This is a genomic window from Burkholderia sp. AU6039 (assembly GCF_002223365.1).
Classification (GTDB): domain Bacteria; phylum Pseudomonadota; class Gammaproteobacteria; order Burkholderiales; family Burkholderiaceae; genus Burkholderia.
In genome coordinates, this window is the sequence record NZ_NKFK01000005.1 from 204,796 (window position 1) to 219,338 (window position 14,543).

General features: G+C 67.1%; 14 protein-coding genes. 6 read left to right on the top strand and 8 right to left on the bottom strand.

Going from position 1 to position 14,543, the window contains the following annotated elements:
- Window positions 1-67: 67 nt before the first annotated feature.
- The 3 genes from CFB39_RS18715 (at window position 68) to CFB39_RS18725 (ending at window position 6,473) form a co-directional block, all read left to right on the top strand.
- On the top strand, window positions 68-2,539 hold the full coding sequence (locus CFB39_RS18715) for a GH92 family glycosyl hydrolase (protein WP_089473954.1): 2,472 nt from the start codon (window positions 68-70) through the stop codon (window positions 2,537-2,539).
- 67 nt (window positions 2,540-2,606) lie between these two features.
- Complete coding sequence (locus CFB39_RS18720; RefSeq protein ID WP_089473955.1) at window positions 2,607-5,273, top strand: GH92 family glycosyl hydrolase; 2,667 nt, start codon at window positions 2,607-2,609, stop codon at window positions 5,271-5,273.
- Between the two features lie 378 nt (window positions 5,274-5,651).
- Window positions 5,652-6,473, top strand: coding sequence for an SDR family NAD(P)-dependent oxidoreductase (locus CFB39_RS18725; RefSeq protein ID WP_089473956.1), 822 nt, complete (start codon window positions 5,652-5,654; stop codon window positions 6,471-6,473).
- 373 nt (window positions 6,474-6,846) lie between these two features.
- On the opposite strand, the gene surE is transcribed toward CFB39_RS18725, so the two are convergent.
- From surE to CFB39_RS18745, 3 genes are all read right to left on the bottom strand, one after another.
- Entirely contained in the window at window positions 6,847-7,626 is a 780-nt protein-coding gene (surE, locus tag CFB39_RS18735) for a 5'/3'-nucleotidase SurE (RefSeq protein ID WP_089473957.1), read from the bottom strand.
- 179 nt (window positions 7,627-7,805) lie between these two features.
- On the bottom strand, window positions 7,806-8,114 hold the full coding sequence (locus tag CFB39_RS18740; protein ID WP_011356491.1) for an AzlD family protein: 309 nt from the start codon (window positions 8,112-8,114) through the stop codon (window positions 7,806-7,808).
- Window positions 8,107-8,841 (bottom strand): AzlC family ABC transporter permease, encoded by a 735-nt coding sequence (locus CFB39_RS18745; protein WP_089473958.1) that lies wholly within the window; start codon window positions 8,839-8,841, stop codon window positions 8,107-8,109. The genes CFB39_RS18740 and CFB39_RS18745 overlap by 8 nt, the downstream gene beginning before the upstream one ends.
- Window positions 8,842-8,965: 124 nt before the next feature.
- Between CFB39_RS18745 and CFB39_RS18750 the strand changes: the two genes are divergently transcribed.
- The 3 genes from CFB39_RS18750 to CFB39_RS18760 all read left to right on the top strand — a co-directional run bounded on the left by CFB39_RS18750 (window position 8,966) and on the right by CFB39_RS18760 (window position 11,062).
- Window positions 8,966-9,424, top strand: coding sequence for an Lrp/AsnC family transcriptional regulator (locus tag CFB39_RS18750; RefSeq protein ID WP_012365188.1), 459 nt, complete (start codon window positions 8,966-8,968; stop codon window positions 9,422-9,424).
- 231 nt (window positions 9,425-9,655) lie between these two features.
- Window positions 9,656-10,225 carry a hypothetical protein gene (locus CFB39_RS18755; RefSeq protein WP_089475591.1) on the top strand — a complete coding sequence of 190 codons (570 nt, stop codon included), beginning with the start codon at window positions 9,656-9,658 and terminating at the stop codon, window positions 10,223-10,225.
- Between the two features lie 135 nt (window positions 10,226-10,360).
- Window positions 10,361-11,062: a YebB family permuted papain-like enzyme gene (locus CFB39_RS18760; RefSeq protein ID WP_089473959.1), complete on the top strand. Its 702-nt coding sequence runs from the start codon at window positions 10,361-10,363 to the stop codon at window positions 11,060-11,062.
- Between the two features lie 103 nt (window positions 11,063-11,165).
- Here the strand turns inward: CFB39_RS18760 and CFB39_RS40865 are convergent, their stop codons facing one another.
- The 5 genes from CFB39_RS40865 to CFB39_RS18785 all read right to left on the bottom strand — a co-directional run bounded on the left by CFB39_RS40865 (window position 11,166) and on the right by CFB39_RS18785 (window position 14,442).
- The gene (locus CFB39_RS40865; RefSeq protein ID WP_256991418.1) at window positions 11,166-11,351 is read right to left on the bottom strand and encodes a hypothetical protein; all 186 of its coding nucleotides are present in this window, start codon (window positions 11,349-11,351) and stop codon (window positions 11,166-11,168) included.
- Between the two features lie 53 nt (window positions 11,352-11,404).
- Window positions 11,405-12,037 carry a LysE family translocator gene (locus CFB39_RS18770; RefSeq protein ID WP_089473960.1) on the bottom strand — a complete coding sequence of 211 codons (633 nt, stop codon included), beginning with the start codon at window positions 12,035-12,037 and terminating at the stop codon, window positions 11,405-11,407.
- A 200-nt stretch (window positions 12,038-12,237) separates the two neighbouring features.
- Complete coding sequence (locus CFB39_RS18775; protein ID WP_089475592.1) at window positions 12,238-13,059, bottom strand: hypothetical protein; 822 nt, start codon at window positions 13,057-13,059, stop codon at window positions 12,238-12,240.
- Window positions 13,060-13,222: 163 nt separating this feature from the next.
- On the bottom strand, window positions 13,223-13,555 hold the full coding sequence (locus CFB39_RS18780; RefSeq protein WP_089473961.1) for a DUF2322 family protein: 333 nt from the start codon (window positions 13,553-13,555) through the stop codon (window positions 13,223-13,225).
- Window positions 13,556-13,701: 146 nt separating this feature from the next.
- Window positions 13,702-14,442: a flavin reductase family protein gene (locus CFB39_RS18785; RefSeq protein ID WP_089473962.1), complete on the bottom strand. Its 741-nt coding sequence runs from the start codon at window positions 14,440-14,442 to the stop codon at window positions 13,702-13,704.
- Window positions 14,443-14,543 lie beyond the last annotated feature (101 nt).

The window sequence follows — 14,543 nt, forward strand, 5'->3', positions numbered from 1 at the left end:
GCATCCTGATTGAAAGCTCAGTAGTTCGAATCAATATCCAGATTCAAGAACGATACGGAGACGGACGATGTCCAGGAACTGGGGGTTGGGAACGGCGCTGCTGGCGCTGTGCGTGGTCTTGTCTGCCTGCGGCGGTGATGGCGATTCACCGTCGGTGTCCGCGGCGAACCTGTCGGCTGCCGCGCAGTCGCAGGGCAATGAAAATGGCAACGGCGGCAACGACAACGGTAACGAGAACGACAACAGCAACGGCAACGAGTCGTCGAAGAAAAACGCCGACATCCACGTCGCGCAGTACGTCAATCCGCTGATCGGCACCGACTACGCGACTGACCAGCCGGCCGACCCGGTCGGATCGGGTCTCGGCGGCGGCACGTTCCCGGGGCCGACCGTCCCGTTCGGGATGATGCAATGGAGCCCGATGACACCGACCGCCCAATACGACAGCAGCAAGGGCGACGGCTCCGGTTTCTCCGGCGGCTACTGGTACGGCGACACGTCGATCAACGCATTCAGCATCCTGCACCTGAGCGGCACCGGCTGCTGGGCGAACGGCGGCTACCTGAACGTGATGCCGCAGCTCGCACCGGGCGACGCCGGCACGCCGGCCAGCTTCAATCACGCGAACGAAACCGCGCAGGCCGGCTACTACGGCGTCACGCTCGGCAACGGCATCAAGGCCGAGCTGACGACGACGGTGCGTACCGGCTTCGCACGCTTCACGTATCCGGCGCTCGCACAGGGCCAGCAGGCGACGATCGCGATCGATCCGACCGTGCTGAACAACCGCGCGCAGGGCACGACGAGCGACACGATCAGCCAGGTCGGCGACCGCGCGTTGTCGGGCACGATCGCGGGCGGCGGGTTCTGCTGGGCCGGGCACGCGGTGCCCGTCTACTACTACGCGGAATTCAGCCAGCCGTTCGCGTCGAAGCCGGTGCTGTCGAACAACAGCCCGGTGACGGTGACGTTCAATGTCGACCGCAAGCATCCCGACGTGATGATGAAGCTCGGCATCTCGTTCGTCAGCGAAGCGAATGCGAAGGCGAACCTGCGCGCGGAAAATCCTGAGACGGACGCGCAAGGCAACCGGAACTGGCGTTTCGACACCGTGCGCCGCGCGGCGAGCACCGCGTGGAACACGCGCCTGAACGCGATCCAGGTCACGGGCGGCAGCGACGCCGACAAGACGAGGTTCTACACGGCTCTGTATCACGCGTCGCTGCACCCGAACGTGTTCAACGACGTGAACGGCCAGTACCCGGATTTCTACGCGTCGAACGGCGCAGCGGCCGCGCCGACGCGTCAGGTAGAAAAAGGCCGCACGATGTACGCGAACTTCTCCGGCTGGGACATCGACCGCTCGTTCATCCAGCTGCAGGCGTTGCTCGATCCGGTGCGCACCAGCGACATCGTGCAATCGCTCGTGCTCGATGCGAAGGCGTGCGGCGCGTTCCCGCGCTGGGCGTACTTCAATACCGAGACGGCCGTGATGCCGGGCGACGCGGGCTCGATCATCGTCGCGAATGCGCATGCGTTCGGCGCGACGAACTTCGACACACAGGCTGCGCTGTCGATCATGAAGAACAGCACGGCGCCGGGCGCCGCCTGCGCCGGCACGCCGGTGATGGGCAGCCGCGCGGACTACGACCGGCTCGGCTACGTGCCGTCGTCGGGCTCGGGCGACAACCAGACCGCCTCGAACACGCTCGAATACGCGGTGCGCGATTTCGCGGTGTCGCGCTTTGCGGCGGCGCTCGGCGACACGACGACGGCTGGCGCGCTGCTGAAGTCGAGCGGCAACTGGCGCAACCTGTTCGACCAGGGTGCGATCCAGCCGAAGACGTCGGCCGGCGCATGGGTCACCGACGGCACCGGCTTCATGGAAGGCAATTCGGAGCAGTACACGTGGTACGTGCCGCACGATCTCGCCGGCGTGGTCGCGCAGGCGGGCGGCGCCGCGCCGGTCGTCAAGCGGCTCGATACGTTCTTCACGCACCTGAACATCGGCACCGTGCAGCCGTATTTCTACGTCGGCAACGAAGTGACGATGGCCGTGCCGTGGGTCTATGCGTGGGCCGGTGCGCCGTCGCATACGCAGCGCGTGCTGCACGCATCGCTCGCGAACGAGTTCGGCACCGGCGCAGCCGGGCTGCCGGGCAACGACGATCTCGGAGCGATCTCGGGCTGGTACGTGTGGGCCGCGCTCGGTCTTTATCCGGTCGTGCCGGGCGTGAGCGGCGTCGCGCTGTCGAGCCCGCAGTTCGAGAAGATCACGGTGCGCGTCGGGCAGAAGGACGGCAGCTACCGTCTGCTGCACATCGTCGCGCCGGGTGCCGGCTCCAGCGATGCCGCGTCGTTCTATGTGAAGTCGCTGAAGCTGAACGGCGCACCGTACTCGGCCGCGTGGCTGCCGTTCGAGCAGATCGCGAAGGGTGGGAAGCTGTCGTACGCGATGACGTCTGACACGAGCGCCACGACCTGGGGCACCGACGCATCCGCGATGCCGTCGTTCCCGCAGGCGGCCAGCGCGCCGTAGCAGCCAGGGGGATCGACGAGCGGTTCTTGCCGACAGGATCGACGCAGAGAGAGGGAGGGACGAACGGATGAAGCTACGTCATGTGGTGGGTATCGGGTGCCTTGCCGTGTTGTCGGGGTGCGGGGGCGATCAGGGTTCGACGGATGCGAGCGTGCTCGCGCAGCGGTCGAACGTGCAAGGCAACCAGAGCGATCAAGGCAACCAGAACGACCAGGGTGACCAGAACGATCAAGGCGAAAACGGCGGCGCGACCCAACGGTCGGTGCTGCACAGCGTCGACCCGATGATCGGCACCGCGAATCTCGACATCAACGCGGACTGGAGCAGCGGTGTGCGGGGCCACGGCCACGTGTACCCGGGCGCGACCGTGCCGTTCGGGATGGTGCAGCTCGGGCCGGACACGACCGGCGGCGCGCACACGCTGCCGTGGAACTGGGATCGCACGTCGGGCTACCAGTACGACGATCCGCTCATCACCGGCTTCACGCATACGCACCTGTCGGGCACCGGCATCGGCTCGGGCGGCGAAGTGCGGTTCCTGCCGACGTTGGCGCCGGTCGATACCGCGACGCTGGCGAAGGTCGCCGCCGATTCGTCGATCACCTATAACGCGTCGTTCAGCCACGACGACGAAACCGCGAGCCCCGGCTACTACCGCGTGAAGATGGCGCCGGTCGGCAGCGGCAACACGCCGTGGAACGTGCAGGGCGCGAAGATCCTCGCGGAGATGACGGCCACCACGCACGCGGGCGTGCATCGCTACACATATTTCCCGAGCGCGGCCGCGCAGAAGCGCAGCATGATCGTCAGCATCGACAACCCGATCGGCGGCTCGACCGCGACCGGCAAGATCCAGGTGCTCGATGCGCAGACGATCGCCGGCTGGGAGATCACGAACAACTGGGCGAACAACAAGCCGACGTATTTCGTCGCGCGTTTCTCGAAGCCGTTCGATACGAAGCACGTCGCGTTCAGCGCCGACGGCTTCAAGGCCTACCTGACGTTCGCCGACGGTAACGACAGCGGCGGCGCGGTGACGGTGAAGGTCGGCATCTCGCCGTCGAGCATCGCGGATGCGCAGGCCAATCTCGCCGCGGAAGTCGGCGCGAAGTCGTTCGACCAGGTGCGCGGCGCGGCCGAGCGCGTGTGGCGAGCCGCGCTCGACCGGATCCGGATCAAGGGCGGCAGCGCCGACCAGCGGACGATGTTCTACACGTCGCTGTACCGCACGATGCTCGCGCCGACCGTCTACAACAACGCGGACGGCAGCTACGTCGGCACCGATTCGACCAACGACGGCACGACGTCGCCGCCGACCACGAGCAAGCATGCGAATCCGGGCTTCGACTATTCGTCGACGTTCTCGCTGTGGGACACCTTCCGCGCCGAGTCGCCGTTGATGACGCTGGTGCAGCCCGAGCGCGTCGACGGCTGGGTGAAGTCGCTGCTCACGCAGTTCAGGCAGAACGGCAAGGGCGAGCTGCCGGTGTGGCCGCTCGCGCAGACGGAAACCTTCACGATGGCCGGCCACCCGTCGATCCCGCTGATCGCCGATGCATACCTGAAGCACCTGACGAGCGCGGGCATCGACGACATCTGGACTGCATTGACGACCACGCAGAGCGCGAGCGCGCACGGCTTCGACCAGTACCGGCAGAGCGGCTACGTGACCGCGGGCGACAACGCATCGGTGTCGACGACGCAGGATTATTCGTTCGACGACTGGGCGACGGCGGCGGTCGGCAAAGCGGCGGGCAAGAGCACGGCCGACTACCGGCCGTACCTGCAGCGCAGCCAGAACTACCGCAACGTGTTCAACCCGGTGCCGAACAACGGCTGGAAGTTTGCGCAGCCGAAGGATGCGCAGGGCAACTGGGTGGCGGGCTTCGACCCGACGGCGGCGGAGAAGACGGACTTCTCCGAATCGAATTCGTGGGTCGATACGTGGAACATCTTCCACGACTTTCCCGGCCTCGTGGCGCTGCTCGGCGGCAAGAGCCAGTTCATCGCGCAGCTCGACCGCACGTTCGATCCGGCCAATCCGCTGACCTTCCTCAACAACCAGGGCTTTCCGGACCTGACCGGGCGCAGCGGCCAGTTCTTCGCGGGGAACGAGCCGGCGAACCACCTGCCGTACCTGTACGACGTCGCGGGCATGCCGTCGAAGACGCAGGACCGCGTGCGGTCGGTGATGGACGACATGTACTCGCTGACGCTGACGGCCGGCGATCGCGCGCTGTTGAGCGGCGACAGCCTGAAGGCCGCGCTGGCCGATCCGCGCCGCGTGCGTGATGCGGCGATTCCCGGTAACGACGATTGCGGGCAACTGTCCGCGTGGTACGTGCTGTCCGCGCTCGGCATTTATTCGCTGAATCCGGTGGGCGGCGTGTTCTACCTCGGCACGCCGCTGTTCGAGGAGGCGACGATCGACATTCCGGTGGCGTCGGGCGGCGGGGACGGAAAGAACCTGCAGTTCGGCGCGACGCGGCGCTTCAAGGTGACCGCGCATACGGCCGGCGGCGGCGCGCCGTCATCGGTCAATCGCTATGTCCAGTCGGTCAGCCTGAACGGCACGCCGCTGCATCGGCCGTACATCACGTACGACGAGATGAAGGCCGGCGGCACGCTCGACTTCGTGATGGGTTCGACGCCGAACGACGCGTGGGTCGGCAACTGGAACGGGCAGGATCCGAACAGCGCGCTCGCGCCATCGCTGGCGCTGGCCGGCAAGTAGCGGCTGCAGGTGGCCCGCGGCGACGCGGGCCGCGTCTCTTTCCCTTCATTTGACGGGACGGCGCGGGGCGCGGCCGCGAGGCAGGAAGCGGCCTGCCCAGGGGATCCGTCCTCGGGCCGCGCGGCGGGGACGCCATGCGCCAACGCGGTGACTGCTTCGGCGGCCCACACGCAAGCGGGGCACGACAGCAAGCGATGGTCTCCGTCCCGGCCGGCAGGTCGCTCATGCCGCTCCGGCTCGGCATCGAACGGATCCGGCACTGACGGCCGACCGCTTCGGCTTGACCGATTCAATCCCGATGGCGGTTGCCGTCACGTTCGTGTCATGGGGCGTCGTCGCGCTTATGATGCGGGAACGCCACTGACAGGGTTCCCCGATATGGACGCGCCGCTCCCGCCGATGTCTGCCCCGATTTCCGAAATGGAACCTGAAACCGAAACCGTCGCCGAGCCGCGCGCGTCGCGCGTGCATCGGCCGGTCGCGCTCGTCACCGGATCGACGTCGGGGATCGGCGCGGCGATCGCGCGCCGCCTGGCGGCGGACGGCTACGCGGTGATCCTGCATTCGCGCCGCTCGGCCGACGAGGGACGTGCGATGGCGCGCGAACTCGGCGGAGCGTATGTGCAGGCCGATCTCGCGAACGATGCGGAACGCGTGCGGCTGATCCGCGACGCACTAGCCGTACACGGGCGGCTCGACGTGCTCGTCAACAACGCGGGCGTGAGCCGCGTGATTGCGCATGACGATCTCGCTGCGGCGACGCCCGACGTGTGGCACGAGATGCACGAGATCAATGTGATCGCGCCGTTCCGGCTCGTCGCAGAAGCGGAGGCTGCGCTGCGCGAGGCGGCATCGCACGGGCGGGCCGGGTGCGTGGTGAACGTCAGCTCGCATGCGGGCGTGCGGCCGAAAGGTGCGTCGATTCCGTATGCGGCGGCGAAGGCCGCGCTCAATCACACGACGCGGCTGCTCGCGAAAACGCTCGCGCCGGCGATTCGCGTCAATGCGGTCGCGCCGGGGCTCGTCGATACGCCGCTTACGGCCGACTGGACGGACGCGCAGCAGCTCTGGCGCGAGCGCGCGCCGATGCGCCGTGCGGCGACGCCGGACGACATCGCGCAGACGGTCGCGATGCTCGTCGCGTCCGACTATGTGACGGGCGAGATCGTGATGCTCGACGGGGGAATGAATCTGACGTGAGGCGAGAGTCGGTGACGCATCGAAGCGCCGAAACACCGAAACACCGAAGCACCGAAGCACCGAAGCGCCGAAGCGCCGAAGCGCCGAAGTGCCGAAGTGCCGAAGTGCCGAAGTGCCGAAGTGCCGAAGTGCCGAAGTGCCGAAGTGCCGAAGTGCCGAAGCGCCGAAGCGCCGAAGCGCCGAAGCGCCGAAGCGCCGAAGCATCGAAGCGCCGAAGTGCCGAAGTGCCGAAGTGCCGAAGTGCCGAAGTGCCGAAGTACCGAAGTACCGAAGTACCGAAGTACCGAAGTACCGAAGGCGTATGCGGCCGCGCACCCGCGCGCAGGTGTCAGACGCACAACTACCGCGACCGCTAACTTGCCGAGCGACGCGATCAGCCGAGCCGCGACCGCAGTTGTGCGAGTGCCTGATCGTGCGTGCGCTCGAATTTCAGCGGCGTGACGGCGACATACCCTTCGGCAAGTGCAACCGTTTCCGAATCCGCATCGTCGTCGCGCGGTGCGCGGGAGAGCTTCAGCCAGTGATACTCGAAGTCGCGCGGGTCGCGCCCCGACACGATCTCGACGCCCTGCAGCGTGCCGGCACCCTGGTTCGTCACCTTCAGGCCGCGCACATCCTGCGCGGGCCGCGGCGGGAAATTCACGTTCAGGCACGCGTCGCTGTCCCAGCCGGCGGCCACGAGCCGGCGAATGACGTCCGGCGCAAGCGCGCGTGCCGTGTCCCACGGCACCGCGTTGCGATCGGTGAAGGCCTGGCTCAGCGCGATGGCCGGCACGCCGACCAGCATGCTCGTCATCGCGGCGCCCACCGTGCCGGAAAACACCGTTTCGGTGCCGAGGTTCCCGCCGCGATTCACGCCGGACAGCACGATGTCGGGCCGTGCGTCCTTCATCAGGTGGCTGGTGGCGATGGCGACGCAATCGCCGGGCGTGCCGCGCACCGCGAAGCGGCGTTCCCCCTTGCGATGCACGCGCAGCGGTTCGTGCAGGCTCAGCGAGTGCGACGTGCCGCTCTGATCTTCCGCCGGCGCGACGATCCACACTTCGCGTGCCAGTTGCGTGGCGACGTGTTCGAGCACGTCAAGGCCGGGGGCGTCGATGCCGTCGTCGTTGGTGAGCAGGACGCGGTCGAACAGCGGGCGGGTTTCTTGCATCGGGACGATCCTCGCGGAGTTGGACGATGAGAGGGGAATGCAGCGTGGCGCAAGCCTCAAGGCTAGCATTCCCGCGTGAGGATCGTCGTGTCGCGCGATGGGCGCGGATGTGAAAACGGGCGCACTGCGCGCCCGTTCGTGGTGGCCGTGCCGCGGTGTGCGCGGCGGGTCGGAACCGCTCAGCCGAGCAGGTGCCGCAGCAGGCCGGCCGACACGACGCCGACGATGACGGTCGGCAGGATCGACAGGCGCGTCGCCGCGATCAGCGTGATGGCCAGCGCGAGCAGGTCGGCCGGGCGCGTCGACACGAAGGCCGGCGCGATCACCGAGATCAGCACGCAGCCGGGCACGTTCTCCATCACCGATGCCATCCGCGGGCTCAGCGTGCGGTTGCGCAGCAGCACGTAGCCGAGGATGCGCGACAGATAGGTGGTCGACGCCATCAGCACGATCGTCGCGACCGTGCTGAAATCCGGGAAATCAGGCATCGCGCGGCTCCCACAGCAGCGCGGCGATCAGCCCCGCGCAGGCGCCGGCCGCGACGTACCATGCGCCGGGCACGGCCAGGTGCGTGGCGGCAGCGACCACGAGGCTCACGAACCACGGGCGGCTCGCGCGCATCCCTTTCCACATCCCGCGCAGCAGCACCAGAAACACGGCCGTGAACGCCATGTCGAAGCCGTACTGCTCGACGTTGCCGATCGTCGGGCCGATCGCCGCGCCGAGCGTGGTCATCGAGATCCACGTCAGGTAGAGCCCCATGCAGATGCCCGCGTAATAGGGCACGCTGATGTGCGTGGCCGAGCGCGCCCGGGCATCGGCGAGCGACATCGCCCAGCTTTCGTCGCACATGAAGAACAGCGCGAAGAACGCGCGGCGGCGCGGCAGGCGGCGGATATACGGCTCGAATGCGGCGCCCATCAGGATGTGGCGCGAATTCACGAGGAACGACATCGCGACGATCAGGGCGATGTGCGGCGGCGATGACCACAGATGGATCGCCGCGAATTCGGAGCCGCCGCCGAAGTTCATGCCGGTCATCATCGGCACTTCGAACAGGCTCAGCCCTTTCTGCGCGGCCTGCGCGCCCAGCACGAGCGCGAACGGCACGAAACCCAGCATGACGGGCAGCGCCGCGCGCAAACCGCGACCCATCTCGGCGACATAGGCGGGCTTGTCGCGAAGCCCTGACGACGTTGAAACGCTACTGCTCATTACTCCTCCTTCGGGGGAGGAATTGTCTGCTTTTTTGACTCGAATCGGGTTGCGTTGTGGCCAGATTTTTCTCAGAATTTGGCATTGAACGCGTGATTTGAAAATTTTTTGGAATCGGATGCCAATGAAACTTGACGCCATCGACCGCCGGATCCTGAGCGCGCTCCAGCGCGACGGCCGCATGCAGAACGTGGAGCTCGCGCACGAGGTCGGGCTGTCGCCGTCGCCGTGCCTGCGGCGCGTGCGCCTCCTCGAGGAAGCCGGCGTGATCGAAAAATACGTGGCCGTGCTGAATCCCGCGAAAGTCGGCAAGGGGCTGACGATCTTCACGCGCGTGTGGCTGAAGGGGCAGGACGCGGAATCGGTGAACCGCTTCGCGGAGGCCGTCCAGCAGATGCCGGAAGTCGTCGAATGCCACCTGATGGCGGGCGACTGCGATTTCCTGCTGCGCGTCGTCGCGGCCGACATCGACGATTACCGGCGCTTCCAGATGGAAACCCTCACGCGCATTCCGGGTGTGCTGAGCGTGAAGACCGACATCCCGATGCAGAAGGTCAAGCTCACGTCGGCGCTCCCGACCTAGCGTGACGCGAGGGCTCAGCCATGCGACGACGACGGGTCGACGAACGGTCACGGCTCGGTGACAATCGTCCGATAGACTGACGAATCACGCCGCTTCGAACCGGTTGCCCGAGCGATTGCGCGACGTTCGATGCGCAAGCAACTAACGGTCAATGTCGGCGTGATCGGGCAGGCGGCGCTGCGCGCCGGGTCGTGCGTCGGCGCGAATGCGTTATTTCTTGTCGAGCCATTCATGCAGCCAATCAACAATCCGTGGAATTCGCTGGAAATCGTCAAGCTCGTGCTGGGCGTGCTGACGCCGTTGTCGGTCGCGTGTCTCGGCTGGCTCGTCGCACGCCGGCTGAAGCGGCTCGAACTCGTGCAGTGGACCAACCAGCGATTGATCGAGAAGCGGCTCGCGCTGTACGACGCGGTCGCGCCGCAGCTCAATGCGCTGCTGTGCTTCTACACGTGGATCGGCTACTGGAAGGACATCTCGCCGGACGACGTGATCCGCGCGAAGCGCGACCTCGACCGCACGTTCCACATCTACCGCTACCTGTTCGACGACGACGTGTACGACGCGTATCACACGTACATCCATGCGCTGTTCGACGTGCATACGGGCCCGGGCCGCGATGCGCGGATCCGTTCGCTGGTCCAGGCGCCCGACGGCGATCGCAGCGTGCACGGCGCGTATGAATGGAAACCGGCGTGGTCGGATCGTTTCGCGACCGCGAATGTCGTGCCGAAGGACGACGTGCTGCGGTACTACACGCAGTTGATGGAGCGGCTGCGCGTGGCGCTGGGCGCGACCCGCTGAAGGCCGCGCGGCGTCCGCGCCCGGTATCGAAATTCGCCACCCGGCGGCGCGGATACCCGCCCTTGCGCACGAAGCGGATGCGGCGCGCGGCGGCGGCTGACATGCTCGCGCCATCCCCACTCGCGCGAGGTCCGTATGGTTGTCGATACCGGCTGCCGGCCGCTCATGATCCGTTCGCCCGAAGCGGGCCGGCGGCGTCTCTTTTCCGTGGGTTCACACGATCCGCGTGACATGCGGTTGCCGATCGAGCCGGAGATCGGCGACATCGTCTTCATCCGCGTGACCGTGCGGCCGTTTCTCGAAGTGGCGAGCGCGACGCGCTCGTGGACGAATCACGTCGGGATCGTCGTCGGCGAGCGCGGCGGCGAGCCGTTGATTGCGGAGAGCACGTTTCCGCTATCGCGCGTCACGACGATGTCGCGGTTTCTTGCGCGCTCCGATCGCGGCGCGTGCGTGATCGCGCGGCTGAAGCAGCCGCTCGATGCCGCGCAGCGGCGCCGGCTTGTTGACGCGGCGATGCGCCGGATCGGCGTGGTCTACGACACGGGGTTCAATCTTGCGTCGCGCCGGCAGTTCTGCTCGCGGTTCGTGCGCGAAGTCGTGCGCGATGCGACGCGGATCGTGCTCGGCGACGTCGAGACCTTCGACATGCTGCTGCGCCGGAATCCCGATCATCCGCTCGGCTTCTGGCGGGTCTGGTACTTCGGCCGGATTCCGTGGCGCCGCCGCACGGTGACGCCAGCGAGCTTGCTGGGTAGCGGGGCGTTGCGGGTGGTGGCGGATACGCGCAAGCACGTTGAGAACGTGTCCGAAGGTGACGATCCGGACAGCGTCTGACTCAAGCGAGCGCGATCACGAGCCTTTTGTCACCGCCCGATGCCTGCTTGAGCGGCGTATCGAGTGTTGGTGCACGCCGGCTCGCCACGAACGCGAGCCGGTGTTACTCCACAGTGGGCGCGCTCGTTTCCGTGCCTTCCACGACATCGGTCGACGCTACGCCGGCCGCTCGCCGCGCAGCAAGCATTGCGTCGAGCGCCGCAAACTCCTCGCGGTTCAGTCGTTCGTATTCAGCACGCAACTCGGGGTCGGACAATGCGCGTTTGCGCAGATCTTCATACGTTCCCATATCAAACCTCATCAACTCGATTGCACCAGCGTGATTCTCCGACGGCTTCACGACTACTGCCGCCCCGCCACCGCCAACCGCGCCGCCAGCCCCACGAACACCGACCCGAGCAGATATTGCGGCAGCTTCGACGGGCGGCGGCGCGCACCGATCCGCTGGCTCAGCCGGCTCGCGGACAATACGACCGCGCCGTTCACGACGAGGCCGATCAGGTTCAGCACCGTCGCGAGCACGAGAATCTGCACGGCGATCGAACCGTGTTCGGGCCGCACGAACTGCGGAAACAGCGCGAGCACGAACAGCGCCATCTTCGGGTTCAGCAGGTTCGTCGTCAGCCCCTGGCGGAAGATCGCCGCGGCCGAGTGGCGTCGCGGCGACGCGACGGGCGACAGTGCGGTCGCATCCGAACGGAACGTCTTCCACGCGAGATACAGCAGATAGGCGGCGCCCGCGAAGCGCACCGCGTCATAGGCGAGTGGCACCGCGACGAACAGCTGCGACAGCCCGAGTGCGGCCGCCAGTGCGTGACAGTAAGTGCCGGCCTGGATGCCCGCGAGCGTCGCGAAACCTGCGCGCCGGCCCTGGCTCACGCTGCGGGACGCGATCAGCAGCATGTCGGGGCCCGGCGTGGCGGTCAGCGCGAGACACGCGCCGGAGAACAGCGCGAGCGTGGAGAGGTCGATCATGGAAGTCCCTTTTGTGGATACCGCGTAAAAGGGAGGTCAGTTTAGGAGGGCGCGCGAGGCCGGTCAATCGAACGAACGGACGATGGTCTGGCGGGCCGTTGAGGCCGATCGTCACCGCGCGTGCGCTGCCTTTGGCACGTACGCTATTGCCCGACGCTGTATCAACATGGAGTGCGTGGGGTCGGCAATCGCCACCCTGCTCAACGCTTGCGGCAGGCCACCTGATAATCGATCACGGTATTCGCCGACGGCTTGTCCGGCTCGCCGCCGACCGTCGTCACGCCGAGCACGCCGGCTGCGTTCCGGTAGCGCAGCGCGCAATAGCCCATGCCGGTGCCCGAACAGGCTTCGGCTTCGATGATGCCGTGCTTCGCGAGCGTCGCCGCGCCGTCCGTCGCATCCGGCTTCTCGCGCGGGCGCAGCGGTTGCCAGCCTTTCGCGATCAGGATCCGGCGCGCGACGTCGAGCGGTTTGCCGTACACGTTGGGCACGACCGCGCGGCCCTGGCAGTAGGTGCTTTCAGCCGCGACCCGGGTCAGGCGCAGGCCGCCGTTCTCTTCGCGCAGTTCGCCGACTGGTGGCGCCGGGCCGTCGCCGCCCCAGATAAGCAGCGCGCCGCTTTCCAGCCGATCGGCCGTGCCGAGCTGCCAGCCCGCATTGCGCGCCGTGTAGCCGAGCGCGACGAGCGTCGTGCCGTCGAACACGCCGACGTTGCCGTTGCGTGCGAAACAGATCGCGCTCGTGCCGGCACTGAATCCGCTCGCGAACGTGACGACCGTGTAGCGGCCGAGCGGTGCTTCGGACGTCACGATCCAGTCGCGCTTCGCGACTTCACGGCCGGCCGCGGTGGTCGTCTTCGCGCGGTATTGCGTGCAGAACGAGTCCAGCGAACCGTTCTCCGGCGAGTGCGGCAGCACACCGAGCGGCACCAGCGACGCACCGGCGATATCGGAGGTCGTACGCAGCGTGTCGGCCGATGCCGTACCGCCGAGCGCGGCACATGCGACGGCCGCGATCGACATGATCGACACGCTCGACGCAAGACCGCGGGCAAACGGCAACGCAACGAAACGGGACACTTGGGTGGTCTCCGGGGAAAGGGGAACGGGCGCGATGATCGCGGGTTTGCGCCCGCGTGTCACGGCCGCGCACCGTCCGGCAGCAGGCGTGTGTGCCGCCGGCGGCTCAACCCTTCGCGACGACGTCGATCCGCAGCGCTTCGCCGCCGTCGACGATGGCCAGCAGGCGATCGACGTTCGGATGCGCGCCCGGGCGATTGCGTGCGTCGGCCGTATGTTCGGCGAACACCGCGAGGCCGTGCTCGGCGGCTTTCGCGTCGAGCGTGCCGAATGCCTGCTTCAGGTAGTGGTACACCGCGAGCGAGCCTTGCTTGCCCGGCTGGTTCTCGATGGTCGCGACCACGTCGCCGTTCGTGCCGACGAGATCGATGCGCGCGACGCCGTCGATGGCCGGCAGTTGCGCGAGGTTGTCCTTGAATACTTGGGTCGGTTGAATCACTGAAAACACTCCGTCGGTTCGGTCAGGGGCCAATGAGCATGGCCGGCCGTATCTTATCCGATCGGCCTCTGCGCGCCGGCCGGCGAACGGGTGCCGGCCGTGTGCGACGCCAGCGCCGCGCTATCGTCCGGCGGCAACGATGCGGTTCAGGTATACGCGGTCGTTGCCCCGACGTGCTTGCCATCGCGCTCCACGCCGCCGGCCGGCACGCCCGCATCGCGCGAGCGCTCGATGTCCGGGCTGCGATACGCGCGCTCGGGAATCTCGGCGAGCCGCGATGCATGCACCTGATGCGGCGTAAGGCCGTAGAACTTCTGGAAACTCATGATCAGCGGCGACCACTTGTCCGGATCGATGCGGTCCGCGTGGCCGTCCATCAGCAGGTCGGGATGCACGTGCACGCGCTGGATGCGCAACTCGAACACGCGGATGTGGCCACGCACGTCGGGCGCGTCTTCACCGATGCCATGCGTGGCCGCGACGACCGCTTCCATATGCACCGGGCATTCGAGCGCACGCGGCGGCGCGACGGTTTGCGATGCCGCTTCGGTGAGCCCGGCCGTGCCGAACTTGTCGGGTTCGTACACGTAGCCCTTCGCGCGCTTGCCATCCGGCACCGGGTAGGTGCCCGTCGTGCGCGCGATCCGGTCGACCGCGTGCGCCTGTGCCGACGACGGCAGGTTCAGTACGCACTCGCCGGTGCGCAGCAGGTTGCGGGTGGTTTGCGAGCTGGCGGCGATGCCGATCACGCCGCGCCAGCCGAGCCAGAACGCGGACGAGATCGGCGCGAGATTGGCCGTGCCGTCTTCGTTCAGCGTGCTGACCAGCACGACGGGCGTGCCGAAATAGAGGATGTTCGGTTCGGTGACGCAATGCGGAACGTTCATGATCGGTGCCTTCGTTGAGGGATCAGTCCGCATGCTGATCCTGTCGCGACGGCGTCGCGCTCCGAATCTTGTCGTGTCATCCCGCAGGGGCGGGAACGGCC